The sequence below is a fragment of the Desulfitobacterium metallireducens DSM 15288 genome (assembly GCF_000231405.2).
Taxonomy (GTDB): Bacteria; Bacillota; Desulfitobacteriia; order Desulfitobacteriales; family Desulfitobacteriaceae; genus Desulfitobacterium_A; species Desulfitobacterium_A metallireducens.
The window spans coordinates 1101376-1126568 of the sequence record NZ_CP007032.1; the positions used below are offsets into that span (position 1 = coordinate 1101376).

General features: G+C 40.8%; 28 protein-coding genes and 1 riboswitch. Of the genes, 20 read left to right on the forward strand and 8 right to left on the reverse strand.

What is annotated here, in order from left to right:
- The first annotated feature begins 3 nt into the window (after nucleotides 1-3).
- Complete coding sequence (locus DESME_RS05335; protein ID WP_041484114.1) at nucleotides 4-564, forward strand: TlpA disulfide reductase family protein; 561 nt, start codon at nucleotides 4-6, stop codon at nucleotides 562-564.
- 2 nt (nucleotides 565-566) lie between these two features.
- Here the strand turns inward: DESME_RS05335 and DESME_RS05340 are convergent, their stop codons facing one another.
- Nucleotides 567-1595: a YeiH family protein gene (locus DESME_RS05340; RefSeq protein WP_006717875.1), complete on the reverse strand. Its 1029-nt coding sequence runs from the start codon at nucleotides 1593-1595 to the stop codon at nucleotides 567-569.
- Nucleotides 1596-1729: 134 nt separating this feature from the next.
- Here DESME_RS05340 and DESME_RS05345 point away from each other — a divergent pair, with 134 nt between their 5' ends.
- The 8 genes from DESME_RS05345 (at nucleotide 1730) to nrfD (ending at nucleotide 8812) form a co-directional block, all read left to right on the forward strand.
- Complete coding sequence (locus DESME_RS05345) at nucleotides 1730-2626, forward strand: LysR family transcriptional regulator (protein ID WP_006717873.1); 897 nt, start codon at nucleotides 1730-1732, stop codon at nucleotides 2624-2626.
- A 50-nt stretch (nucleotides 2627-2676) separates the two neighbouring features.
- Nucleotides 2677-2892: a hypothetical protein gene (locus DESME_RS05350; protein WP_006717871.1), complete on the forward strand. Its 216-nt coding sequence runs from the start codon at nucleotides 2677-2679 to the stop codon at nucleotides 2890-2892.
- A 93-nt stretch (nucleotides 2893-2985) separates the two neighbouring features.
- Nucleotides 2986-3186 carry a glutaredoxin family protein gene (locus tag DESME_RS16370; protein ID WP_282432827.1) on the forward strand — a complete coding sequence of 67 codons (201 nt, stop codon included), beginning with the start codon at nucleotides 2986-2988 and terminating at the stop codon, nucleotides 3184-3186.
- A 43-nt stretch (nucleotides 3187-3229) separates the two neighbouring features.
- Nucleotides 3230-3880: a DUF1638 domain-containing protein gene (locus DESME_RS05355; RefSeq protein ID WP_006717869.1), complete on the forward strand. Its 651-nt coding sequence runs from the start codon at nucleotides 3230-3232 to the stop codon at nucleotides 3878-3880.
- A gap of 34 nt (nucleotides 3881-3914) precedes the next feature.
- Nucleotides 3915-4262, forward strand: coding sequence for a glutaredoxin domain-containing protein (locus tag DESME_RS05360; RefSeq protein ID WP_084553167.1), 348 nt, complete (start codon nucleotides 3915-3917; stop codon nucleotides 4260-4262).
- A 369-nt stretch (nucleotides 4263-4631) separates the two neighbouring features.
- Nucleotides 4632-7301, forward strand: coding sequence for a molybdopterin-dependent oxidoreductase (locus DESME_RS05365; RefSeq protein ID WP_006717866.1), 2670 nt, complete (start codon nucleotides 4632-4634; stop codon nucleotides 7299-7301).
- A gap of 13 nt (nucleotides 7302-7314) precedes the next feature.
- Nucleotides 7315-7911, forward strand: coding sequence for a 4Fe-4S dicluster domain-containing protein (locus DESME_RS05370; RefSeq protein ID WP_006717864.1), 597 nt, complete (start codon nucleotides 7315-7317; stop codon nucleotides 7909-7911).
- A gap of 13 nt (nucleotides 7912-7924) precedes the next feature.
- A complete protein-coding gene (gene nrfD / locus DESME_RS05375) occupies nucleotides 7925-8812 on the forward strand; it encodes an NrfD/PsrC family molybdoenzyme membrane anchor subunit (RefSeq protein ID WP_006717862.1) in 888 nt (295 codons plus the stop codon).
- Nucleotides 8813-9495: 683 nt separating this feature from the next.
- On the opposite strand, the gene DESME_RS05385 is transcribed toward nrfD, so the two are convergent.
- Nucleotides 9496-10614, reverse strand: coding sequence for a 4Fe-4S binding protein (locus DESME_RS05385; protein WP_006717857.1), 1119 nt, complete (start codon nucleotides 10612-10614; stop codon nucleotides 9496-9498).
- 119 nt (nucleotides 10615-10733) lie between these two features.
- A complete protein-coding gene (locus DESME_RS05390) occupies nucleotides 10734-11231 on the reverse strand; it encodes a DUF2680 domain-containing protein (RefSeq protein ID WP_006717854.1) in 498 nt (165 codons plus the stop codon).
- Between the two features lie 260 nt (nucleotides 11232-11491).
- Between DESME_RS05390 and DESME_RS05395 the strand changes: the two genes are divergently transcribed.
- The 11 genes from DESME_RS05395 (at nucleotide 11492) to DESME_RS05445 (ending at nucleotide 21084) form a co-directional block, all read left to right on the forward strand.
- The gene (locus DESME_RS05395; RefSeq protein WP_006717852.1) at nucleotides 11492-12184 is read left to right on the forward strand and encodes a response regulator transcription factor; all 693 of its coding nucleotides are present in this window, start codon (nucleotides 11492-11494) and stop codon (nucleotides 12182-12184) included.
- Complete coding sequence (locus DESME_RS05400) at nucleotides 12177-14033, forward strand: ATP-binding protein (RefSeq protein WP_006717851.1); 1857 nt, start codon at nucleotides 12177-12179, stop codon at nucleotides 14031-14033. Before DESME_RS05395 ends, DESME_RS05400 begins: the two co-directional genes overlap by 8 nt.
- 417 nt (nucleotides 14034-14450) lie before the next feature.
- Complete coding sequence (locus DESME_RS05405) at nucleotides 14451-15026, forward strand: class I SAM-dependent methyltransferase (protein WP_006717849.1); 576 nt, start codon at nucleotides 14451-14453, stop codon at nucleotides 15024-15026.
- A 318-nt stretch (nucleotides 15027-15344) separates the two neighbouring features.
- Entirely contained in the window at nucleotides 15345-15701 is a 357-nt protein-coding gene (locus DESME_RS05410; protein WP_006717847.1) for a NifB/NifX family molybdenum-iron cluster-binding protein, read from the forward strand.
- A gap of 87 nt (nucleotides 15702-15788) precedes the next feature.
- Nucleotides 15789-15976: riboswitch (cobalamin riboswitch) on the forward strand.
- A gap of 119 nt (nucleotides 15977-16095) precedes the next feature.
- Nucleotides 16096-16830 (forward strand): precorrin-6A/cobalt-precorrin-6A reductase, encoded by a 735-nt coding sequence (locus DESME_RS05415; RefSeq protein ID WP_006717845.1) that lies wholly within the window; start codon nucleotides 16096-16098, stop codon nucleotides 16828-16830.
- Nucleotides 16831-16858: 28 nt separating this feature from the next.
- A complete protein-coding gene (locus tag DESME_RS05420; protein ID WP_006717843.1) occupies nucleotides 16859-17623 on the forward strand; it encodes an energy-coupling factor ABC transporter permease in 765 nt (254 codons plus the stop codon).
- Nucleotides 17623-17922 carry an energy-coupling factor ABC transporter substrate-binding protein gene (locus tag DESME_RS05425; RefSeq protein ID WP_006717841.1) on the forward strand — a complete coding sequence of 100 codons (300 nt, stop codon included), beginning with the start codon at nucleotides 17623-17625 and terminating at the stop codon, nucleotides 17920-17922. Before DESME_RS05420 ends, DESME_RS05425 begins: the two co-directional genes overlap by 1 nt.
- The gene (cbiQ, locus tag DESME_RS05430) at nucleotides 17915-18703 is read left to right on the forward strand and encodes a cobalt ECF transporter T component CbiQ (protein WP_025248680.1); all 789 of its coding nucleotides are present in this window, start codon (nucleotides 17915-17917) and stop codon (nucleotides 18701-18703) included. The genes DESME_RS05425 and cbiQ overlap by 8 nt, the downstream gene beginning before the upstream one ends.
- Entirely contained in the window at nucleotides 18696-19556 is an 861-nt protein-coding gene (locus DESME_RS05435; protein WP_006717837.1) for an energy-coupling factor ABC transporter ATP-binding protein, read from the forward strand. Before cbiQ ends, DESME_RS05435 begins: the two co-directional genes overlap by 8 nt.
- Before the next feature lie 26 nt (nucleotides 19557-19582).
- Nucleotides 19583-19999, forward strand: a complete 417-nt coding sequence (locus tag DESME_RS05440; RefSeq protein WP_006717834.1) for a MerR family transcriptional regulator — start codon at nucleotides 19583-19585, stop codon at nucleotides 19997-19999.
- Nucleotides 20000-20067: 68 nt separating this feature from the next.
- Entirely contained in the window at nucleotides 20068-21084 is a 1017-nt protein-coding gene (locus tag DESME_RS05445) for an XdhC family protein (RefSeq protein ID WP_006717832.1), read from the forward strand.
- A gap of 74 nt (nucleotides 21085-21158) precedes the next feature.
- On the opposite strand, the gene DESME_RS05450 is transcribed toward DESME_RS05445, so the two are convergent.
- From DESME_RS05450 to DESME_RS05470, 5 genes are all read right to left on the reverse strand, one after another.
- Nucleotides 21159-21494 carry a branched-chain amino acid transporter permease gene (locus DESME_RS05450; RefSeq protein WP_006717830.1) on the reverse strand — a complete coding sequence of 112 codons (336 nt, stop codon included), beginning with the start codon at nucleotides 21492-21494 and terminating at the stop codon, nucleotides 21159-21161.
- A complete protein-coding gene (locus DESME_RS05455) occupies nucleotides 21461-22189 on the reverse strand; it encodes an AzlC family ABC transporter permease (protein WP_006717829.1) in 729 nt (242 codons plus the stop codon). Before DESME_RS05455 ends, DESME_RS05450 begins: the two co-directional genes overlap by 34 nt.
- A 54-nt stretch (nucleotides 22190-22243) precedes the next feature.
- Nucleotides 22244-22717 (reverse strand): Lrp/AsnC family transcriptional regulator, encoded by a 474-nt coding sequence (locus DESME_RS05460; RefSeq protein WP_025248681.1) that lies wholly within the window; start codon nucleotides 22715-22717, stop codon nucleotides 22244-22246.
- Between the two features lie 162 nt (nucleotides 22718-22879).
- Nucleotides 22880-23773 (reverse strand): homoserine kinase, encoded by an 894-nt coding sequence (gene thrB / locus DESME_RS05465; protein ID WP_006717825.1) that lies wholly within the window; start codon nucleotides 23771-23773, stop codon nucleotides 22880-22882.
- Between the two features lie 16 nt (nucleotides 23774-23789).
- The gene (locus tag DESME_RS05470; protein ID WP_006717822.1) at nucleotides 23790-25073 is read right to left on the reverse strand and encodes a homoserine dehydrogenase; all 1284 of its coding nucleotides are present in this window, start codon (nucleotides 25071-25073) and stop codon (nucleotides 23790-23792) included.
- Nucleotides 25074-25193 lie beyond the last annotated feature (120 nt).

The following is a 25193-nucleotide window of genomic DNA, read 5'->3' on the forward strand; positions in this document are numbered from 1 at the left end:
GAGATGAGCAAATTGAAGAAATATTTAGCTATTATCGTTTTAATTGGCTTGGCTCTTTGGGGTTTTGGAAGTGTGCAAGGGAACCGCAGTACATCTAATACGTCTTCATCAAACCAAGCGCAGGCGTTGACTGTGGGTCTTGAGGTCGGCAACTTAGCACCAGATTTTGCATTACAAACGTTAGAGGGAAAATCAATCACGCTTTCCAGTCTTAAAGGGAAAAAGGTCATTCTCAATTTCTGGGCCAGTTGGTGTCCCCCTTGTCGGCAAGAGATGCCGGACATGGAAAAGTTCTACAAAGAAAATAATAACGGTGAAATTGAAATCTTGGCTGTTAATCTAACGGATGCAGAAAAAAGCCGAGCAGATGTCCCGACTTTCATGAAAACCAATGGTATTACTTTCCCTGTAGTTCTAGATGAAAAGGGTAAAGTAGGTCAGTTGTACAATGTATCGTCGATTCCAGCTAGTTTTATCATTGACTCGAAAGGTGTTATTCAAAAAAAACTGGTGGGTCCTATGACGTACGAGTCAATGAAGTCAATGCTGACTGCCATAAGATAGGATTATAATACTAGGGTGAAGTAGGAGACTATAGAAACTAATACAGAGGCGATAAGCATTGCCACTAACGGGCGGAGGGCTCGAGAACGTAGGCTTGCTAGATGAACATTTAAGCCGAGTCCAACCATTGCAGCTACGAGTAAGAAGGATGAAAGGGTTGTAAGGGAATCCAAGACCCGTGTAGGGATGGGTAAGTAAGAGCCAATGAGGCTCGTGAGAATAAAACCTATAAGAAACCAAGGAAACGAAGCAGTTTGGGTAGTTTCTGAATTGCCTTTTGAATTATGGCGTACCCACAAGGTAAGAATTAGGCTGATAGGGATAAGAAGGAAGACGCGTCCTAGTTTGGCGAGTAAGGCCTCTGCCAATGCATCAGAGCCTACTGGGCCAGCAGCGGCTGCAACATGAGCAATCTCGTGTAGGCTTACGCCGCTCCAAATTCCGTATTGGATCGGGGTTAGATGTAAGTAAGGATAGAGAAGGGTATAGGCAAGGGTAAAAAGTGTACCGACCAGGGCAATTATACCGGCTCCGATAGCGGTATCCTCTTCATTGGCTTTAATAATTGGAGCTACAGCCGCTATAGCAGCTGCTCCACACACACCGGTCCCGATCCCTAAAAGCAGAGAAAGTTGTTTCTCACCCTTAAGCCCTTTGGAAATAAGTAACGTAGTGGAGATGGCGATTACGATGGTGAGGGTATCACGAAGTAATAAGGGGATTCCTTGCTGAAGAATCATATTGATATTTAAACGAAATCCATAGAGTATGATTGCAAAACGTAAGACTTTTTGAGCACTAAACTGAATGCCAGGGCGAAGGCCTTCTGGATATCCTAGGATATTTCGATAGAGGACAGCAATCAAAATAGCGCACAGCATAGCGCCAATTCTATTGGTTATAGGCAAGTTGGCTAACCCCGTACCGAGAGCGGCAATGACGATCGTAAATAAGAAACCTAAGATAAACCGTAAGGAATAGGACGTTTTTGATGCAAATAACTTTTGAATTGTAAATTTAGTGCTAGACATGATTTCCTCCTTTGTTTATATAATTAAGATTGGCTGCAAATGTAACTTTACAGCGAGTTAAGAGCATCAAGCAAGAAGGATTTATTATACTTACGATAGGAAAATATTATTCTACGGCAATCGGAGGGTACATTTTGATCATTGAACCCCTTGAAATTTTTAAAAAGGTAGCAGAAGAAAAAAGCTTTTCCAAAGCGGCAGAGGATCTCTTCCTATCGCAACCTGGGGTTAGTTTACATATCCGTAATTTGGAGAACGAATTTGGTACGAAGCTTATTTATCGTTCGTCAAAACGCGTTGAGCTCACTCCAGCAGGTGAAATTCTCTATCAACAGGCCTGTCAGATCATTAATCTTTATACGCAGGCTAAAGAGAAAATCAATCAAATCCAGAGTATTGTTACAGGAAGTCTGCGTATAGGAGCAAGTTTCACAATAGGTGAATACATACTGCCTGAATTAGTTAGCCAGATGGCAGCAAAATATTCGAAACTCGATGTTTCAGTAACTATCGCAAATACGGAAGAAATAGCACAGGATCTCAGCCAGAATCGCTTGGATATAGCCTTGGTTGAGGGACGTGTCAGTGCTACCGAGTTTATTCTTGAGTCATTCATGGAAGATGAGATGGTTTTAATTGCCCCACCGGGGCATCCTCTGACACTGTTAAACAAGGTGACTTTAAAGAATATGGAGAACCAAATATGGATACTGCGGGAGGCAGGCTCAGGTACACGAGAGTTCAGTGATCATTTTATGCAAATACTTAAACTTAAGATGCAGCATTCTTATGTATTCAGCAGTAATAAAGGGGTTAAGGCTGCAGTGGTCAGTGGTTTAGGTATTGCCTTAGTCTCACATTTAATTATCGAAAAAGAGTTAGTTGCGGGAGAATTAGTGGTGATACCGCTTGATCAAGAGGTTGTTAGGCTAGCTAGGGAATTTGTAATTGTCCGACTACCTGATAATTATTTCACAAAGGCTTCTGAGGTGCTCCTGGCAGAGTTGCATGGTTACAGTCGCAAATCTTAATTTTAGAGATGCGAGTGAAAATCATAGAAAAAGTAGGAGGCGATTACCCATTGAATGATCTAACTAAGCTAAGTTTAGCCGATCTTAAGCGGCGCTTGCAGACCCTTGAAGAGGAACGAGAAGAATTAGAAGAAGAAAAAAACTATGTTCTCAGACAGACAGGTCTTCATATTAGTGCAGTTAAAGCACAAAAATATCAGTCTGAGTCGGAGGCCTTGGCTCAATCTATTGCAGAAATCAAGGCAGAACTTGCAAAGAGGGGCTAGATCGCATTTTAGATTAGCCAAGTTAGGCTAAAGTAAAGGAGTAGGAAGTTGAAAGAAGTTATTATGTATGTTGTTCCGCTATGACCCCATTGTATACGCGCTAAGCGGTTCCTTAAGGGTAAAGGAATTAAATGGGTTGAGAAAAATATTATTGTGCCAGCGCATAGAAAAGAAATGGGGAAAATAACTAATGCGCAATCTGTTCCTGTAGTTCAGGTGGGTAATCAGGTTTTGGTGGGCTTTTCTGCCCAAGAGTATGAGGAAACATTTAAAGAATGGGGATTAGATAAATAAGCAGGGGATTGCTTAAAGAAGAGAGAGGCTGGAGTGATAAGCTATGGTGAATGGTAATTTTCGTGATTATGCTATAGTCGCTTGCGGAACAATGATACCGGAACTAAACGCTTTGAAAGAAACTGGCTTTTTAGATGGAGTGCTTCTTTATACTGCACCAGGTCTTCATCAGGTGCCTGAGGAATTAGAAAAACAATTACAAAAACAGCTTGAAGTAGCTAAGGAACACGCGAAGAAAATTATTGTGGTCTACGGCGGCAAGTATTGTTATATCAACATGAGAGATTCGTATCGTACGATTGATCGTGTTATAGATGAAATGCGCGAAGATGGATATTATATTGCCAGGACTGAAGTGGAAAATTGCTTAGATATGCTCGCGACGGTGGAAGAGAGAGAGCAATTGGCAGAAGGTCAAAATATTTGGTTTTGTACTCCCGGATGGCTGAAATATCGGGATATGGTCTTTAAAGGTTGGGATAAGGCCAATGCTAATGAAAATTTTCCGCAATACACTGGCGGGGGAGTTATGCTTGACGGAATTGGTTTTTTTGATCAATATGCCATAGAACATGTGGAGGAAATTCTGGATTTCTCCGATTGGGCCGCAATACCGCTGGAAGCTCATTCAGTAAGCTTAGAGCGCTTAAAACAAGTTTTAATAGCAGCAATGGAGGAAAGTTCCTTTCAATAAATAATTATAAAATATAATAAAAGGAGATGGAAAAATGAAAGACGTGATCATGTTTACAACAAAAACCTGACCGTATTGTTCAATGGCGAAAGAGTTTCTTTCGCAGCATAAAATTCACTTCGTAGAAAAGGATATTAACGTGGATACTCAAGCTCAATCTGAGTTAATGCGACGAAATATTAGTGGTGTGCCTGCATTCTTTATTGGTGAAGATGTCGTGGTGGGATTGGATAAAGCAAAAATCCTCCAACTTGTCGATCATCGTATTATTGAATGTGAGAAATGTCAGACTAAGATGCGGGTACCTTTGGGCAAAGGGACAATTAAAGTAACGTGTCCGAAATGTGCCCATACTTTTAATGTAACTCCCAATTTACTTTAGTGTTAATATGACGATAATTCTTTAAAATGCACCTGTAATAATTTACAGGTGCATTTTAAAGGCCCATTTTTCAAAGTGAGCCAGGGAGAGATCATGAGATGAGAGATTAAGTACTTGATGGTTTATAACCTTATGCTGCATAGAATAACTTAGTTATCAAGGTGATTTAATATATACCTCCCCTTGGTATAAGGGGATTTACCTACCCAGGGTATAGGGGATAAACTAAGATAATCAAACAAAAATAGACTATTGAAGTGATTAGTGCACACAATCGCAAAATATGGCCTTTTTTGTCGTTCGCATAAAATTTAAAAACCATATATTATCTATCTATAAGTGAAAATATGAACAGAGGAGGTCCATGGTATGAGTTCGCTAAAAGAACGTAACGTGGCAGCCAAACAAACCACCGCTTCACGCGATGTAGAGTGGGTACCAAGTATCTGCAATTTTTGCTCAACGGTTTGTAATGTGCGCATTGGGGTTAAAGAAGTAAACGGTAAGAAGACTGCCGTTAAAATTGAAGGAAACCCTAATAGTCCTTTGAACCGAGGGAAAACATGTGCCCGTGGTCAGGCTGGATTAAAACAAACTTATGATGAAGGGCGTCTAACAACTCCATTAATTCGAGTTGAAGGATCTAAGCGGGGAGAGTGGAACTTCCGTCCAGCATCATGGGAAGAAGCCACTAATTATTTTATGCAAAAGATGCAAGAAAACCAAGTTCAGCCTTGGGAAATGGCAATGGTCGGTGGCTGGACCTCCTGCGTGTTCTATATGCCTTTAGCCTTGGCTTTTGCTTTTACAATGCAGATGCCTAACATTGTTGCGGCACCTATGCAACAATGTGTAACAGCAGGTCACTTAGGCAATGACTTCGTAACTGGAAACTTTAACTTTCATGATGAAGTGCTCGCAGATTTTGAAAATGCTAAATACATCATTTTTTCAGCAACAAACTCTGGTGTAGCAGCTGCTTCAACAAGCCGCTTAGTTCGCTTTGCTGAAGCTAAAAAACGGGGTGCAAAAGTTGTTGTACTCGATCCCCGTATGTCTGAATTAGCTGCGAAAGCGGATGAATGGCTTCCTATTAAACCTGGAACAGATTCAGCCTTTTTCTTAGCCATGATTCACGTCATTCTTCGTAACAAATTATATGACCTTGATTTTGTAAGAGATCACACAAATATGTCTTTCCTTGCTGTTGAACATCAGGGCATGGTTGTGCCAATGATGGAAAATGACGAAAAAGGCAATCCAACTGCTTTCTGGGTAATTGATGAGATTACCGGCGAAGTTCGCAAGCTTCCGGGTTATAACAATACAAATACGGTTGATGTGGATGGCAAGAAACTTGTTCCTGCATTAGAAGTTCCCAAAGGCTTCGAGATGAATGGACAAAAGCCAAAAACAATTTTCCAATATATGCTCGAACAAACTGCGAAATTCACGCCTGCTTGGGCTGAACAAGAAACGGATATCCCCGCAGCGACTATTGAGAAAATCGCAATTGAGTTTGGACAAACTCGTCCATCTCTTATTGATCCAGGTTGGCATGGTGCTCGTTATGGAAATATGATCAATACCCGTCGTTTGCAAAGTATTGTTCAAGCTCTTGTGGGTGGAATTGATACCACTGGCGGTTGGCTCATGTCCGGTGAATATCGGGAAAAGCTTCTTCATTTCGTTAAGAATATGAAAGAGGGTAAACCGACGCCAATTCTAGGACTTCCAGGGATGAACTTCCCATTGACGGCAGCCGGTAAATTTTTTGATCCAGCTTCATGGCAGCATGGTCATCCATCCTTTGCAATGGCCCATTCGATGGCTGAAAAAGCTGCAGGTCGCCAAGGTGTTGTTATGCCAGCGTTCTCTGATTATGGGCTAGAGGAAGCAATAGACGGTAAACTTCAATATAACGGTCAACCCTATAAGATTAAAGCGATTTTAATGAATGCAGCAAATCCAGTTAGACATTACTATCCTGAATCACGATGGAAGAAGATGCTGTCAAGCCCAAATCTTGGAATACTTGCGGTAATCGATATTGTACCTTCCGATACTGCGGCTTATGCAGACGTCATTTTCCCAAATCAAAACTATATTGAACGGGATGAGCCTTTCATCTATGGAGCAGGCCCTTCTACGGATCACGCAATTACGACTCGGTTTAGTGCAGTTGAATCTAGCGCAGATTTAAAAGGAACTGCGGATATTCTCTTTGGTTTTGCCCAGGCCTTTGGAGCAACCGACGCTTTAGTTCAAACGATTTCAGAGCTTAACGGTATGAATCTTCAAGACCTTCAAGAGCAAATTGGCAAAGCTGTTAAAGGACAGCAAACATACACTAAAGCGTTACGTAATGTTTCCTTTAAGCATCATTCAAAGAATTTGGGAATGTCGCCAGAAAAGCTCGAACAAACCCTTCGTGAAAAAGGCGTGCTTATCGTTGAGACAGCTGATAAGATGCGGGAGCATGCAACTCTTCTTAAGGATCTACCGGTCCCAACTCCTTCTGGAAGAATTGAAATCTATTCCTTGTATCTTGCTGGTTTCACGATGCAGCAAGGTCCTTCAGACACCTGGAATCCAGGATTCGTTTATATCCCTCCCCAGGTTAATCAAGCGAAAAAACCGGATGAATTCAACTTCATTTATGGAAAAGTGCCGACAGTTTCTTATGCATCAACAAACTCTAATAATCCCATTCTGATGGCATTATCCAAGGTTAAAGAAGATGAATTCATGGGCCTCTGGATAAACACCCAAAAAGCAACCCTATTAAATATCAAAACCGGTGATACCGTAACGGTTGAAAACTTGGTTAGTGGACAAAAAGCGCAAATTAAAGCTTTTGTAACTGAGATGGTTCGTCCTGACACCGTATTCATGTCTTCATCTTGGGGAAGTGAAAACCCATTATTGAAAAATGCAGCTGGAGTCGGAACAGCTATCAATAAGTTGATTCCCTATCAAGTTGAACCTCTCGTAAGTGCATTCCGGAGTCAAGAATTCACCGTTCGCGTGACAAAGTAAGGAGGAATATAATATGGCACGCTATGGCATGGTCATAGATCTGCGATCCTGTGTAGGCTGTCAGGCCTGTAGTGCAGCTTGCTCTCTTGAAAATCAAACTCCATATTGGTCTAATAAATGGCGGACTAAGGTAAAAGATATTGAAGTGGGTCAATACCCTAATACGGGTCGTCATTTTGTTCCAACGATTTGTATGCATTGTAAAGAACCGGCCTGCATGACGGTGTGTCCTTCTAAAGCGACTTTTAAAAATGATGATGGCTTTGTCTTGGTTAATTATGATACCTGCCTAGGATGTAAAGCATGTATGGCAGCATGTCCTTATGGTGCACGTTACGTCTATGACAAAGAGGATGTGCGTCAAGCTAAAGAAATCTATGGTGATAGTACTCAACACACCAAAGTCCATATTGATAAGTGTACTTTCTGCCAAGATCGGATAGCCCGTGGGATGGAACCAGCTTGTGTTTCGACCTGTCCCACAACTTCAAGAATGGTTGGTGATTTGGACGATCCTAACAGCGAAGTAGCCAAAGCGGTATCTTCAGGTTTGGCCAAACCACTCCGTCCTGACCTCGATACTGAACCACGCGTCTATTATATTTATTAAGGAGGGGATATTCATGGCAAAACCGATGCATCTTGAACGCCAAGAAGCTTATGAATGGCCGGTGGCCGTCTATCTGTTCTTCGGTGGTTTTGGTGGAGCACTAATTACTCTGTCCTATATATTAAATTTCTTTGCAGCAACTGCATCGATGGTTGGACTTGCAACTCTAAGTGGACTTGTATTTTTCGCCATCGCGGGTTTATTCCTTGTTTTCTTTGATTTAGAGCGGCCTCTCAATGCAATCTACTCTATGAATAACGCAACTAAGTCGGGGATCTCTTGGGACGTCATGCTCATTATCGTCAATTATGTATTTGGAATCCTTTTCGTAATTCCTGAGTTTGCGAATTTTAGTTTTCTAAGTGGATTATCAAGTATGCTTGCGCCTTATCAAGTGTTCTTTGGCGCCATTGCGGCAATTGCAGGATTCTTGTTCCCTATCATTTCAGGAGGGTTGCTCGCTGCTCCTGCATCAATCCCTCTCTGGCACACCCCTGCACTTCCGGTGCTCTATCTTGTAACATCCTTCTCTCTTGCACTTGCTTACCTCGGTACGCTTTATGCTCCAAACGGGACCGTATATACAGCTTTCATGGGTGCTATTTTAGCCCTTTCAGCATTAACCTTCGGCTTATCTTTAGCTTATCTCGAGCATACACATAATGGTCCAATTGAGGCTAAAGAAGGAATGCATCGTATGCTAAAAACGGCTCGTTTCGTCATTCTTTATCCCTTAGTTGGAGTGCTATTCCCGTTAGGGTTAAGTGCATATTTATTCTTCTCGGGTGCCACTTTAACATGGGCTATGCCAGCTCTGGCGATTGCATTATTCCTTGGCGGTTTTGCTGCTAGGAATTGCGTTGTGAACAATGGAATTGAAACTTATCCCTGGCCCTATTAAGAGATAAGATTTTCATGAAGTTAAATTATTGACAAGATGATTAAATAAAATGCCCTGTAGAGTAGTCCGTGAAAAACTACTCTGCAGGGTATTTTGCTATAATCAAGTAAAGTTCATAAACCCTTAAAGGGGTGGAGTTAGAGAGTATGAAGATTTTGCCCCCTGTGCGATACAGAGTTCATCTTCTAAGCCAAATAGAACTATGTTTTTTAGATGTCTATTATTACCACGATGTGAATAGCATAGAGAGATATGAGTCCACGATGAGTGGACTCATATCTTTTTTTAAAAAGGGCTTTATTTTTTGGTTGCTTTTGTATACAATATACATGAGAGATAAATACCTGAGTTTAAGCAATCTTGAGACTTCCTCATCAAATAAGAGAATAAAGGAAGGCGATTAAAATGAACCGTTTGCTCCAATTTTTTAAGGCCAAACTAGATAAATGTCCACTGCGTGAGGACGATCCTTATCGTACGTATTTTTATGGACTTGGATGTTATTCTTTCCCCAAAATAATAACAAGGGATGAAAAAATAAGAGAATTAACCCGTTGATGATGTAACGTAAATTTCAAATCAATCGGTTCAATATTACAAGCTAACGAAAAGAGCGTTTATGGCAGATATAAGATTTTCTGCTATAACGCTCTTTATCATTATCTTTATTTTATAGTGTTGCTTTATTTTTCAAGACTTTCTTTGACTTCATCCCAATTGTAATCCGGAACTGTTTTACTGATCTCTTTCATCATCGTTTCTGCAGGGACATTTTTTGGAATTTTGAATGTCGTATAAAAATGTTCGAGTGGTGTATTAGTTGCTTCAGCAGCATCCTTAATCGTCATATAGCCTTTGATTTCATCATAAGTGATTGCTTCTCCAGCTTTGAGGGGAGCCGGTAAAACCGTATATACACCAGCAGCCTTGAAGGTAAGGATAGAACCGAAAAATACAACTACGACCAGAGCAATTACGATGAGAGGCTTCATCGATTTTTGACCTTCCTTGTTTTCCAAGGCTCCTGGTTTAGGACATTCTAAGACGCAAAGTTGGCAGTTAATGCATTCAGCACTTTTCACTTCCGTGTTATGCTGGATATCTATATTCATCGGACAGGAACGGTTGCATTTTCCACAATCGATGCAGGTATTTTCGTTTCTCACAACTTTAAAAGGACTGACTTTGCCCAGTATCCCATAAAGTGCACCCATGGGGCAAAGATACTTGCAGAAGAAGCGGTCATAGAGTAGTGATCCAATCAAGGTTATGACTAAGAGGATTAAACCTACCGCAGATTCTCCCCATACACTTTCTAGACCTTCAGGTAAATGACCATAAGCTGACCAAGGATCATAAGGAGCCATCCATAAACCTGCAGTTCTCCAAGCATATAATACGGTAATGATGAGGACGAGATATTTTAAATATCTTAAAGGTTTATCGACCTTTGCGGGAATAACAAATTTTTTTCTAAAGATTTTCTGACCCATTTTTGCAAAGAACTCCTGAATAGCACCAAACGGACAGAGTAACCCACAAAAGCTTCGTCTGAAAAGAATCGCCAATAGAACAGTTACCCCAAAAAGGACAAGTGTCCCTGCAAATATTTTGCTAATGAAGCTCCCTGCTGTGAATATTTGATATAAACTCTCCAGTCCACCAAAGGGGCAGAGCGCGTGTATGGAAGGTGATTCTCCACCCCCCAGTTTAATATGCAGGTATGCTTCAGTCGTAATAAACAGCGTAATAAGGGCTAAAAGAATCCAACGTAAAAATTTAATTTGTTTCTCTTTTCTCAATTATTATCACTCTTCCTCTTATAAAAGGGCTACAGAAGGGTTTTCTTACCGTAGTGTAGCCCCTATTTCATTCTCTCTGTAAATGTCTTTGAAACTAAATTGATGTTGGAATCTATTTTTTAGTTTAAAGCACCTTGAGTAGTACTTGGGGTAGCATTAGTAGTGCTTTGAGTAGCACCTAGGCCGCAAGCGCCACCTCTACCGAATCCTGCCCCATTACCGGCTCCTCTACCCATTCCGTAGCCACCACCCATGCCATAGCCTCTTCCTCCCATTCCTTGGCCATAGCAGGTTGCTTGATTATTTTTGATGTTATTATAGATTTCATCGGCTTGCGCTTGGGTAATGTCACCAGCTGCAACCTGTTCGTCAAGAACAGCTTTTCTTTGTTCTAGCATTTGGGTTTGGAATTCATCTAGCTTGCCTGCTTCCTCGGCAATCGTACCATAAGTTTTGCCTGTGGTAGACCGTTGTTCGGTTACAGTTTCAACAGTTTGGCCTGTCACACCGGCTGTGATTTCGGCTGGGGTCTTGAGTGTTGCTGCATAAACGCTACCTGCTGTCCCTAATACTCCTAGGGTTGTGACGACGACGAGGAGTTTCTTGAGATTTTTCATGTTGACACGCTCCTTTTTATTGATAGTGTATATTTACCCTTAATTGAAGTATAGACAAGAAATGTGGCAAAACTTTGGCAAAAGTTTAAAAGAATTTTGTCATTTCGATCATCGAGCAGTTCCTAAAGACGTAATCCTATGCCATAATTATGTCACACATTAGTTTCATTAAGTGGTAGATTAATGTTAGATAACAATAATCCGGATTTTGAATGAAAATACTTAAAAAACAGTAGAGATGCAGACTGGAGGGAGCAATTATGAACAAGACAATCCTGATCGCCGATGATCATGAGGATATTCTCGAAATAATGCAACGATATGTGATTAAGGAGGGTTATACGCCACTCCTTGCGCATGATGGAGAAGAAGCCATTCAGAAGTTTAATGAATCGCCACCTATCCTTCTGTTACTCGATGTTATGATGCCTAAGAAGGATGGATTCGACGTTTGCCGTAAGATCCGTGAAACTTCGAATGTACCTATTATTATGATCACGGCTAAAGGCGAAGATGGAGATCGTATCATGGGTTTGGATATTGGGGCTGATGATTATATTGTTAAGCCCTTTAGTCCAGCAGAAGTTATGGCACGGATACGGGCGATTTTAAGACGGATTGACATTTCTGAGGATGAAGAAAAAGATATTATTCGTTTTCCAGGGTTAGAAATCAATATTTCAACTTATGAAGTATTAATACAGGGCCAAATCATTAATTTGACTAAGAAGGAAATCGAAATTCTATGGTTATTGGCAGGGAATCCAGGGAAAGTTTTTTCAAGGGATACCTTGCTTGATCGTGTCTGGGGTTATGATTATTTTGGTGATGCGCGAACAGTAGATACCCATATAAAAAGACTCAGATCTAAAATAGAAAATTCCCAATCGTTCAATTGGGATATCAAGACCGTCTGGGGAGTGGGATATAAATTTGAGGTAAAGCATGTTTAGAAAAACGATTACATTTAAATTAACAGCCGGTTTTGTAGTTATTGTTCTCATATCAATGCTAACGATTGGACTTTTTTTCATCCAAATGTTTAGACAATATACGTTCGACAGTAAAGAGCAAGTCCTGCTAGAAAGAGCGCGTAGTATTTCAGAACTATTCAGTGAAAATCCGCAAAGTAGCTCGCAGATGCGGGGCTATGGTGGACTGATGAAAGTATTAGGTAACCTTGCAGAGGCAAAAGTCTGGATAACTGATGACAAGGGTAACCCTGCTGCAATATCTGGTACGAATATAAACATGGGCATGGGAAACGGTATGGGGGGTAAGGGCGGTGGTCTAGGAAATAGCGCTGGAAATGGTATTGGTCAAGCCTTTAGTAAAGACCCTTTGCCTGCAGAAGCGGAAAACGTGATCACGGAAGTTTTAGCGGGTAAAGAATCAATAAGCGAAAATTTCAGCGGTGTCTACAACGAAGCAACGCTGACCGTAGGGGTTCCAATACGGAATTCGGATCAAAACGTAGTTGGTGCAGTCTTGTTACATTCACCTGTTACAGGTATAACCGAAACTATTGATAAAGCGATTCATATGTTAGAGATCAGTCTTTTGGCCGCTCTAATCCTTGCTACAGGCTTAGGAATATTCTATTCTTTACTTTTTACTCGCCCCTTGAAAGCCATGAATCGCACTGCCGTAGAAATGACGCGTGGCAATTATGCAACGCGAACAGGAATTAAACGTGAAGATGAATTGGGACAATTAGGAAACTCGCTTGACCAACTTGCCGAGAAGCTGGGTTACACGATTGATCAGCTTTTTCAGGAAAAGGGCAAAATAAGCGATATAATCGCCAGCATTTCTGAAGGAATAGTAGCCTTTGACCTGAATTTTAATTCACTGAGTATTAATAGTGCGCTTTCGGAAATCATGAATCAGACTTTGGTATACTCCAATGAAGGACTAAAAAAGGACTTTGAAGCTTTGGCGATCTACGACTCACTTGAACGAGTTATTATGGATAAAAAGTCGTTGCAAGTCCTCAAAGATTGGAAGGGGAAAAAACTAAGATTTACTTTATCTCCTATCATTGACAATCAAAACAAAGTTACGGGAAGTGTCGCCCTAGTTCAAGATATTAGTGAAAGCGAACGCCTCGAACAACTGCGTAAAGATTTCGTTGCTAACGTATCGCACGAATTCAGAACACCTTTGACGGTTATCAAAGGATCTGTCGAGGCCTTGATGGATGGGACTGTTGACCAAACACAGGATATCGAGCATTATTACCAAAGAATGCTAGCTGAAACCAAGGGGTTGGAGAGATTGGTTGGAGATCTGCTTGAGCTATCCAGGCTTCAGTCCGGAAAAATCTCAATTCATCAGGAAGAGATCTACCTTCCAGGCCTTATTTCCGATGTCATTAAGAGTCTGCAAACATTGGCCGATAAAAAAGAAATCCAAATCGTTTATCAAGGGTTGCCCAATGTTCCTGTCCTTAATGGGGATTATGATCGTTTAAGACAATTATTCGTGATTTTTATTGACAATGCGGTGAAATATTCTCATACTTCAACAGTGATAACAGTTGAACTAAACGTAATAAAAGATAGTACACTCCAAGTCAAGATTAAGGATCAAGGTTATGGAATTCCTCAAGAAGAACTGCCTTATGTGTGGGATCGCTTTTATAAAGCAGATAAGTCGCGTCAAAGTAAGGGCACAGGACTTGGGTTGGCTATTGCTAAACACTTAGTTCAGCTTCATCAGGGTCAGGTATTCATGACCAGTGAAGAGGGGAAAGGTACAACCGTTACAGTACAACTTCCTTTAAATATTTGTGCAGATTAGTGTATGGATTTGACACAGACAAGGGTAAAAGTTATGATATTCGTATATACCCCCTGCGGGTAATAATGATGAAATAAGATAAATACGGGAAACGGGTGAAATAAACAGATGATCAGCGTCACTGAAAAGGCTGCGAAAAAGCTTAAAGAACTTATCGCGAAAAAACCAAATTCACAAAATACGGTGATAAGGGTTTCTTTCGGGGGATTTGGCTGAGGCGGTCCTAATTTTAGCTTAACTCTGGATGAGTTAAATCAAGAAAGCGATAAAGTTGTTGAATGTAAAGGAATTAGAGTGGCATATATTTCCTCCATTGAAGAGTATATTGATAATGCTATTATTGATTATTCTAACTTTTTCTTAAATCGCGGCTTTTATATTAAAGGGTCAGGACTATCGTCTTGCTAGGAGGTAATAATGAGTCATAAATTTGATCCAGCTCATAAAGATAAACTTAAAGCCGAATGGCGAATAAAGGCCATACCCCCAGTGCAAACCTTACAAAGATTAGGGCTAGTTGCTGAAGATAGTGTAGCTGATATTGGTTGTGGAATTGGATTTTTTGCGATTCCAGCAGCTAAAATCGTTGATTCATTGAATATAATTTATGCGTTGGATACATCAGTAGAAATGCTCGCTGAGGTTGAAAAAAGGATGAGGGAGGAAGAGCTTTCCAATGTCATTCCGATAAAAAGTGAAGAGTATAATTTTAAACTTTCTTCTGAATCAGTAAGTTTTGCGCTTTTGGTTACAGTTCTTCATGAGATTGAAAACAAGGAACGATTTCTTCAGGAAGCCCGTCGAATTCTGAAACCTGCTGGGAGAATAGCCATCATAGATTGGGAGAAAAAGCCGACTGAGATGGGCCCGCCGCTTAACCACCGTCTCAGTTTAGAAGAAGTCGAGGAGCTTTTGATGATGACCGATTTTGAAGTCAATCAGGAACACCATTTTACCGAAGCATTTTATGGCCTAGTTGCTGTAAAAAAATAAGAGATTTTAGAGCTAGATATAATATCTTTTGTGGTAATAAAGCATGATGATTCGCTTTTTACCTTGTAAACTTCAATAAGAATATTGAACACATTTCAACCAGAATATTTAATTAGATTAAAAGCGGATGGAGGTAAAGAAGCAATAGAAGATGGCTATAGTTTTATCAATTCATATTAGTGACAAAAGGGGACCCTAAAAAATGATGTTGCAGAAGTCAAAGTCCTTGAAGGTTGAGGACTTGAGGGGGATGCACACGGGGGAAACTAGTCATTGAAAATAAATAATAAGAACAAAATAAAATTGGAGGGTTTCACAATGAAAAAAATAGCAATTCCAACTAATGGTGAGGTTTTAGATGCCCATTTCGGCAGAGCTTTAGCATTCACAGTCTTTGAAATCGAAGGAAATGAAGCGCGTAAAGTAGAGGTTCTCAGCGCTACTGGCCTGCAGCATCAACATGAAGGACTTGCAAGTATGTTTAAACGTGATGGGGTAAATGTCCTCGTCTGCGGAGGTATTGGTGGGGGTATGATCAATGGTCTTAATGCTGTAGGTCTGGAAGTAGTTACAGGAGCTTCGGGAAATGTGGTTGATGTGGCGAATTCGTATGCCAAGGGGAATCTTGTGAGTACCGGGTCTGTCTGTCATGAACATGAACACGAACACCATTAAGAATAAGAACCAGGTAAAGTAAAGATTGAGAATATCTTTCAGAAAAATCTATACAAACAATCTTTTTTGATGCTATAATTAGTAAGAATTAAATATCTGGACATGAGTGATTTTTCCTGAGGGAAAAATTTAAAAGGGAAGTTAGTGCAAGCTAACGCGGTACCCGCCACTGTAAGAGGGAGTTAACTTACATAGTGTCACTGGGGATATACCTGGGAAGACGTAAGTTGATGAAGATCTTGAGCCAGGAGACCTGCTCATACCAAACATTACGACTACCTACGGGATGTTAGGAAGGTGAATGCTTGTGTCTGCGGTTTTCGTACCGGATACTAGTTATGAACTCTGAACCCTTCTGTTGGTGAAGGGTTTTTTTTATTGGAGGTAAACACGAATGTTCATTCTTTTGGGAGAAACGGCTGCAGCACGTGAGATCAGTGAACATCTTAATAACAAGAGGATTGAGTATAAACGAATTCAAACCTGGTCAGAGAAGTCTAGTACGCAAATACCTACGGCCATTCTTGATGCCAGCCATCCTTCCTGTGGTGCTAAGTTTACCTCGTTGGGTAAATGGTGCGAACACCAAGGAATCCCCTTTCTGCGGCTGGAAAGACCTGAGACTCAGCTTCCGACCAACTCCTTAATTTCTTCAGTACATAATTGGGAGGAAGCCTTGCTTCATTTGGAACAATGCGTCGAGACACTTTACCAAGCGAAAGGTCGACCGGTTACGATTTTTGCGACGACAGGGAGCCATCAACTCGAAAGTATGGTGAATAGTTCTTTTGCCAGCCATGTTCGTTTCGTTGTGCGTGTTCTTCCTGAAGGGCGCATCGTACAGAAATGCCAGGATATGGGCATCCACCCTAAAAATATTGTTGCGATCCAAGGTCCCTTCTCAAAAGAGCTAAATCGGGTATTATTTAAGTCTTATGGAGCAGATATCATTTTAACACGAGATAGTGGTTCTGCCGGTGGGACGGATACCAAAATATTAGCTGCCTTAGAACTGGGGTTAAAAGTTGTACTTCTAAGGAAGACCAAAATAAGCGGAGGATTGACCATGAATAATGTTAATGAATTACTGGATTGGGTAGATAAGTATCAACAAGCGGAATCTACCTAAGGGAATAGAAAATGAGGAGGTTATCAGAATGAAAAAAAGCATATTACTTGCCTTAGTTTACTGTTTATCCGTATTTGCCCTCTTTCCTGATAACGCCTATGCCATGCATATCGCTGAAGGATTTTTGCCCATGAAGTGGGCTGCATTCTGGTGGATTGTCATTCTCCCTTTTCTGATGGCGGGGTTACGTTCGATCAACAAAACGGTGAAAGATAATGCTAACCTTAAAATGCTGCTGGCGATGGCAGGGGCCTTTGCTTTCGTTCTTTCGGCCTTGAAAATTCCATCAGTCACGGGCAGTAGTTCACACCCAACAGGTGTAGGCTTAGGAGCTATTCTTTTTGGACCTGCTGCAATGAGTGTGCTCGGGGTAATCGTTTTAATCTTTCAGGCTGTTCTCTTAGCTCATGGCGGCTTGACTACACTCGGAGCGAACACCTTTTCCATGGCAATAGTTGGACCTTTTGTTTCTTATGGGATCTATAGAGGCCTTCAAAAGTTGGGCGTTTCAAGAAGCATTTGTGTTTTCTTAGCCACAGCTTTGGGTGATCTTGGTACTTATATAACGACTTCTCTCCAGTTAGCTTTTGCTTTTCCATCTACTCAGGGCGGTGTAATGGCTTCGGCCACTAAATTTATGGGCATTTTTGCTGTAACTCAGATTCCTCTGGCGGTTAGTGAGGGTTTGCTTACAGTCTTAGTATTTAATCTCTTGACTAAATACAGTAGTAAGGAGTTAAAGCAACTTGCGATTTTCAGCACCCCAAAAGATTTAGAACTTGAGGTGAAATAATGAAATCTATTATGAAAAATATTTTATTGATAGTTCTCGTTGTTGTCTTAGTGGCTATCCCATTATTCATGGTTAAAGGAGAATTCACAGGAGCAGATAGTCAAGCTACAGATGCCATCATGAGTATTGAGCCTAATTACAAGCCTTGGTTTAATTCAATTTATACGCCGTCGAGTGGTGAGGTTGAGTCATTCTTGTTTGCACTGCAAGCGGCAATGGGGAGTGGAATTGTTTGCTTCTATCTGGGTTATAAAAAAGGGCAACATAAGAAGTCTCATGAAGAAGCTTATCATGATTAATATTGATCAATATGTTTATGCGAACAAACTTTTAACAATTCATCCTGCTGAGAAATCTTTTTTGGCTATGGCGACCATGGTTGTCTGTTTAATTTCAACCTCAATCTATACACCAATAATGGCTTTGACTTTAATGGCTGGATTAATTATCTTTAAGGCGGATATTCCTGCTAAGTTCTTTGGACATTTGATGCTGATCCCCATTGCATTTTTAGTAATGGGGGAACTCACCCTGGCGATTTCAATCTCCGATCATGCTGAAGGTTTCTTGTATCATTTTGTTGTAGGCGATATTCTTATAGGGGTTACAGCTACAGATTTAGACAAGGCTGTTCTGCTTTTGAGCAAATCGCTAGGTTCTGTTTCTTGTCTCTATTTCCTTGCTCTCACGACACCGATGCTTGAAATTACTTCCGTACTTCGTAAACTAAAGGTGCCTGCTCTTTTCCTTGAATTGATGAGTCTTATTTACAGGTTGATCTTCGTTCTATTGGATTCGGCTGCAACGATTCGGACTTCACAGAGTTCACGGCTAGGATATGTGAATTGGAACAGCTCTTTTCGTTCAACGAGTCAGTTATTTTATGCTTTATTAATAAAATCTTTTCAACGTTCTCAGGCGCTTGCGACTGCTCTGGAGGCCCGCTGTTATCAAGGGGACATCAGGGTTTTAGAGAAAGAATTTCCATGCTCGGTGCGTAATTATATAATTATCAGCATTATCGAAGTTTCTCTGATTTTGCTCAATTTCTACATTGGAGGAGGCAAGCTTTTTGGTTGAAACGATTTTAGAAGCAGAAGATATAGAATACACGTATACTGACGGAACAAAAGCGTTAAGAAAAGTCAATATGGTGGTGCGCTGTGGCGAAAAAATAGCAGTGCTTGGCTCAAACGGAGCAGGGAAATCGACGTTGTTTTTACATTTTAATGCTATTCTTCAACCAGAAAGAGGATGTATCCGTTTTCATGGCCGGAAACTTTCTTATAAAAAAGATGAGATCATGGAATTACGTCGCAAGATTGGTATCGTTTTTCAAGATCCGGATAATCAATTGTTTTCTGCGAGTGTCCTACAGGAAGTTTCTTTTGGCCCGATGAACTTAGGTTTGTCAGAGGCTGAAGTGCGCAACTGTGTAGAGAAGGCTCTTCGAGCCACAGAAATTAGCGACCTCATTGATAGGCCGACACATATACTGAGCTTTGGACAAAAGAAAAGGGTCTCCATCGCCGATATCTTGGCAATGGAACCTGAAGTGATCATTTTTGATGAGCCAACAGCCTGGCTGGATCCTAGGCATGCCCGAGAATTCATGCAACTCCTTGATGAACTGAGTCAACAAGGGAAGACAATCATTATTTCTACGCACGATGTGGATTTGGCGTATTCTTGGGCTGATCGAATATTTGTTATGAAACAAGGACAGGTGCTTACGGATGGAAAGCCAGAAGAGGTGTTTTGCCAACAAGAAGTGATCAGTAGTGCTGATCTTAATCGGCCTTGGCTAGTAGAAACTCATGATGAATTTATTCGTTTGGGGTTATTACCGTCGAGTACTTGTTTACCTAGAAATAAAGAGGAATTATATGAAAGCCTGGCTCGGCCGTGTTATAATGTATTCAGACACTTCTGAACAAGGATAGAGCGTGTGGTGATTTTATGTTAGATGAAGAAAAAGGGGTATATTCTATAGGTACTGTTGCCGAGTTGATTAGCGAACATCCAGAGACCTTAAGAGTCTGGGAAAAAAATGACCTAATTCGACCGGATCGGGCAAATTATCAAAGGAAATACTCCAATAATGATTTATTAAGGTTGAAATTTATAAAATACTTGATGGATCAAAAGGGTTTAAATATAGCTGGAGTAAAGCAACTCACATCAATGTATGCATGTTGGTACAAGCGAAATTGTAAGGGCGGGGCAATGAAGAATAGCACAGTCATGGTTAATGAGTCTAAGCCTTGTTGGAAGCTAGAAAAAACCTATTGTCTTGTCGCAAGTGATAAGAGTGAACTGTGTAATTCCTGTGAAATGTATAAGAATTGCTCGGATTGCAATGGCTGTAGATCTTAAATCTTAAGCATAACATCAATAAGATTATTGATGTTATGCTTAAGAAATTTTAGAGAAGGGTGATTTTTGTGGATGAACTGATCCTTCGGTCGATATTAAAAAATCAGGATAAACAAAAATCGGTACTTGCAACTATTGTCCATACAGAGGGATCTACACCTCGCGAACCGGGTACCCAAATGTTGATTATGGAAAATGGCCAAACATTAGGGACTGTTGGGGGAGGAAGTGTAGAAAAGCATATCTATCAAAGGGCCCAGGCACTGATGACAGTTGATAGTCAAGTTCAAGTGGAAATACAGCATTGGAAAATTAACGATGAGCCAGGTCATGATGAATTTCCAAGTTGTGGTGGTAATCTGGATGTCTTGCTGGAGCTTATTAAAGAGCAGGATATATGGCAATTGGTTTACAATTTACAAATAAATTCTAAAGCAGTGTTGATAACCGCCTTATTCCCCACTTATCAGAAGAGTCTTGTGGATCTTGAAGGAAATTTCCTCGGGGGTTCACAAACAAATTTCGAGTGCTCTCCTCAAGAACTGCAAAAGTTAATCACCAGTAAGCGTGCTGAAGTTTTGGAGAACAATGAAAAACAAAGATGGTTGGTTGAACCTATCTTAAAAAAAGAACGCCTACTTATCTTAGGAGCTGGTCATGTGGCAAAAGAAGTTGCTCAATATGCCAAGTCCTTGGATTTTGAAATAACGGTAATCGATGATCGGATAGATTTCGCCAAGACCAAATTTTTTCCGGGAGCGTATCAGGTTTTATGCAGCGATTTTGTGCAGGGAATTCAAAATTATCGACCGAACGACGACACCTATGTAGTGATTGCGTCATGGAGTCATCAGACAGATGCGGATTGTGTCAGAGAGGTTTTGAAGTTTGAAGCCAAATATGTAGGAATGCTAGGCAGTACTAAAAAAGTAGCAACTATTGTTAATAAATTGAATGAGGAAAATTACTTAACACAAAATATAGCTCGTTTACGAGCACCGATTGGCTTAGATATCGGTGCCCAGACTCCTTCTGAAATAGCGCTCAGTATTTTGGCGGAGATCATTTCTGTTCGGAGAAAATAAAAAAGCGAGGTCCAGTTTAGTTCATCATAAAATCTGGACCTCGCTTTTTTATAATATCCTAAGGCTACTAGGAGCTATGTAAATACAAACTGAACTAGAGCCATGTAAAGTAGAGTTCCTCCTCCAATACTCAGGAGAACGTTATTTTTCCAAAGGTGAACCAGGACAATGCAGGCAATGGCAATCCCTTCGGGAAGACCATAAGGGGTAGAAATAAGAGACACGTTTTTTAAGCAGTAAATAATCAGTAAACCAATTGAGGCAAAGGGGAGAACATTTCCCAGATAGAGAACGAATTTAGGGGTATCCCGGTTAGCAGGAAAGAGGAAGAAGGGCATTGCTCTCGTTAAAAAAGTGCCGAAGGCAATGGTGGCGATTAAGATGAGTGACTGTTGGATGGTAAGTAACATTTCTCTGCCTCCTTCTCAAATGGTTTCCTGTAAAAGCCTAAGGTAATAAGAATCAGACCCATTGCAGGAATAATGAAGTTTTGAGCGCCAAAAATCAATAAACATATGACCGAGGCGCTAATACCAATCAAGGCAGGAGCATGATGCTTTTGGGATTTCCACTGGTTAATAAAAATAACAACGAATAACGCAGTCATTACAAAATCGATCCCTTTCGTGTTAAAGGAGACTAATGATCCTAATATACCTCCAAGCGCACAAGCAGTAATCCAATAAGAGTGGTTGAGAAAGGTGACAAAGAACATAAACCATCCCTTATCGATTTCTGCTGGAGTTTCAGTTGCACAGAGAATGGAAAAAGTTTCATCAGTAAGTCCAAACATAAGATAAAGCTTTTTTTTGCCAGCTTCATTGTATTTTCCTAAAAGAGATAGTCCATAAAATAAATGTCTGGCATTAACCATCAGAGTCATAAAAAAGGCGTTCAGTGGATCAAAGGCCACAGTTAGTAGCTCAATGGCAACATATTGCATTGATCCGGCAAAAATAATGATACTCATGAAAATGGCCCATTTAAAGGAATAGCCTTTACTGTTTAGAAGTATCCCAAAGGCCATTCCCAGAAATAGATATCCGGTCATCACAGGAAGGGTATAGGGAAAGGCTGCTTTTAAGGCTTTTATCTGTTCCTGCATTGTCACGTTCTCCAATCGTTTTTTATCATCTATATCTATGCGATCATTAAATAGTCACTCTTCATCAAGGGGAATAGATAAGGTTCTTTTTTCAGTCTGCATAACGATACTTGTTTCCACACGGTTTACGCCAGGTATAGCCATAAGATAATCGATGATAAAATCCCTGTAAGTAGACATATCTTTGGCCACCACTTTTAAGAGATAGTCCTGACCGCCCGTAATCGTATAGCACTCAAGTACGTTTGGAGTTTCATTAATCTTTTGCACGAAGGAATTTGCAATCTCACGGTTAAGAGGAGATAAACTCACCATTGTAAAGGCAAGCGTCTCTATGCCTAGCTTTTTTTCATCTACAAATGCTGTAAAACGCTGGATGACTCGTAATTCTCGTAAGTTCTTGGTTCGGGCAAGGCAAGCCGAAGGGGACAATCCAATGGATTTGGATAGCACGAGGTTCGAGATCGATGAATCCTCTTGGAGTGCATGAATTATTGCTTTGTCATAATGATCAAGGGTTATGTTCATCATATAATTCGCCTTTCACATAGAATAGGAAATAATATTTTTATATAGACCATTTATACTATATATTATTTCGAGATGTCAAGTTATTATTGAATAATTATGCATATAAGGAAAGGACGCAGAATGATAATCATTCGTACGTCCTTTTTAGAGCTATTCAATTTACAAGATGTGAGCTCCTCGAGGGCTGATTTCAAGAGGATAAGCTTGAGCATTTAAACCATGATTCGCAAAGGTTTTAACCATCCCTTCGGCAACATCTTGAGTATACTCAGGTGCGAGGAAGGCCAAAAGAGTAGGGCCTGATCCACTGAGTGCTGCTCCGTAAGCTCCATTGTTTAGGGCAGAGCTTAGGGCTTCTGGTAGACCTGGAACGAGTGCAGCTCGTTGGTCTTGATGAAGCCGATCGCGCATTCCTTCTTTGAGAAGCGTGTAATCGCCTCGGATGAATGCTTCAATTATCAATCCGGCATGGGCGATATTAAAGACTGCATCAGAGCGGGAAACCTGAGAGGTAAGGACCTTGCGGCTCTTCGACGTATTGAGCAGAAATTCGGGGATCACCACTAAGACATCAATGTAAGGATTCTCATTCAGGACTCGAGGTAGGATCCCTTTTGCGGTTTCGACAGCAAGGGTAACTCCTCCATATAAAGCAGGAGTGACATTGTCCGGATGTCCCTCCAGTTCGTTGGCCATTTGGAGAAGGTCAAGCTGAGAAAAAGGATTTCCAGCGAGGGAGTTTGCAACGACTAGCCCACCAACGATCGCAGCCGAACTGCTTCCTAAACCTCTTGCAGGAGGAATATTATTCTCTAACGTTAATGTCAATTTAGGTGTTGGATAGTTTACTTTTTCCCAAAGATAAAGTATCGTTTTCCAAACGAGATTACTTTCATCTACTGGTAAATCGGCGGTGTATTTTCCAGATAAACGAATTTCCCAGTTTGAACTTTTTTCAACGGTAATCGTATTGAACAAATTAAGGGCCAGGCCCAGGCAGTCAAAGCCTGGGCCGAGATTGGCCGAAGTCGCGGGTATTCTAGCGGATAGCATTTTTTTACCTCCAGATTTAGTTGCCTTCAAAACGAATGACATTGTTGACGGCTAAAACTTTACTATAGGCTTTGACTGATTCAAGGGCTTCTCGAAGTTGACCCTCATAGATAGGGTGAGTTAATAGGACGATTTCTGCTTCCTTGTTTCCCTTTTGCTTCTGAATAATTGATGCAAAACTGACATTTGCTTCAGCAAAAAGAAGGGCGAGTGTCGCTAGAACACGTGGCTCATCTTTAACCCGAAGCCGGATATAGAAGGCCGTATTAAAATTATCGGATTTTTTCAGTGGAAGATCATTATAACAGGTACAGTTGATTGTTGCGGTGGATTTGGATTCAATATTACGCGTTACTTGAATAATATCTGATACGACGGCGCTACCTGTCGGTAGTGAACCCGCTCCTCGGCCGAAAAACATCGTCTCACCTATGGCATCTCCAATTACATAGATGGCGTTATAGACACCTCCGACAGAAGCTAAGGGGTGAGATTTAGGAATAATCGCAGGATGAACGCGAATTTCTAAGCCATCTTGCTGATGCTTAGCAATAGCTAGTAATTTGATGCATGAGTTGAGTTCGGAGGCATAAGCAATATCATCCGCAGTAATCCGCGAAATTCCATCAACATGAACATCATTGATGGTCACACGAGAATTAAAGGCAATGGAAGAAAGAATGGCTAATTTTCGTGCAGCATCTAGACCATCAACATCTGAAGAGGGGTCTGCTTCAGCATAGCCTAATTTTTGGGCCTCCCCTAATACTTCATCGTAATCTCGACCTTGTTCAGCCATTGCAGTAAGGATATAGTTAGTCGTACCATTGATGACGCCAACGACTGTAGAAATTCGATTCGCTGCTAAGGATTGTTTAAGGGCAGCGATAATGGGGATTCCTCCCGCTACACTTGCTTCAAAATAAAGGTCTTTCCCTACTTCTTTGGCAACATCAAGAAGTTCATGCCCATAGAGTGCAAGCAAATCCTTATTCGCAGTGACGACGTTTTTTCCTTGGTGTAGTGCTTCTAAAATATAAGTCCGAGCAGGTTCGATCCCCCCCATGACTTCAACAACGATATCAATATCAGGGTCTTCTAAGATATCTTTCGGTTTATCTGTGAGGGTAAAACTTCCACTCACGGAACGAGGAGTTTGTATATCACGAACGAGTACCTTCTTAATATTAATATGACTATTAGTCCTGTTAGTAATGTCTTCAGCGTTCTGGGTGAGAATTTGGATTACCCCACTACCCACTGTTCCGAGTCCTAATATTCCGATTTGTATCTCTTGCAAAATAAGCTCCTCCAATCCACCTTGTATAAACACTTGTATTTGTATAGTGGACATTATAGTATGAAAGAGGGCGTTTTACAAGAGTGATGAATAAATTTTAACTTTAGTGGAATAATGGGT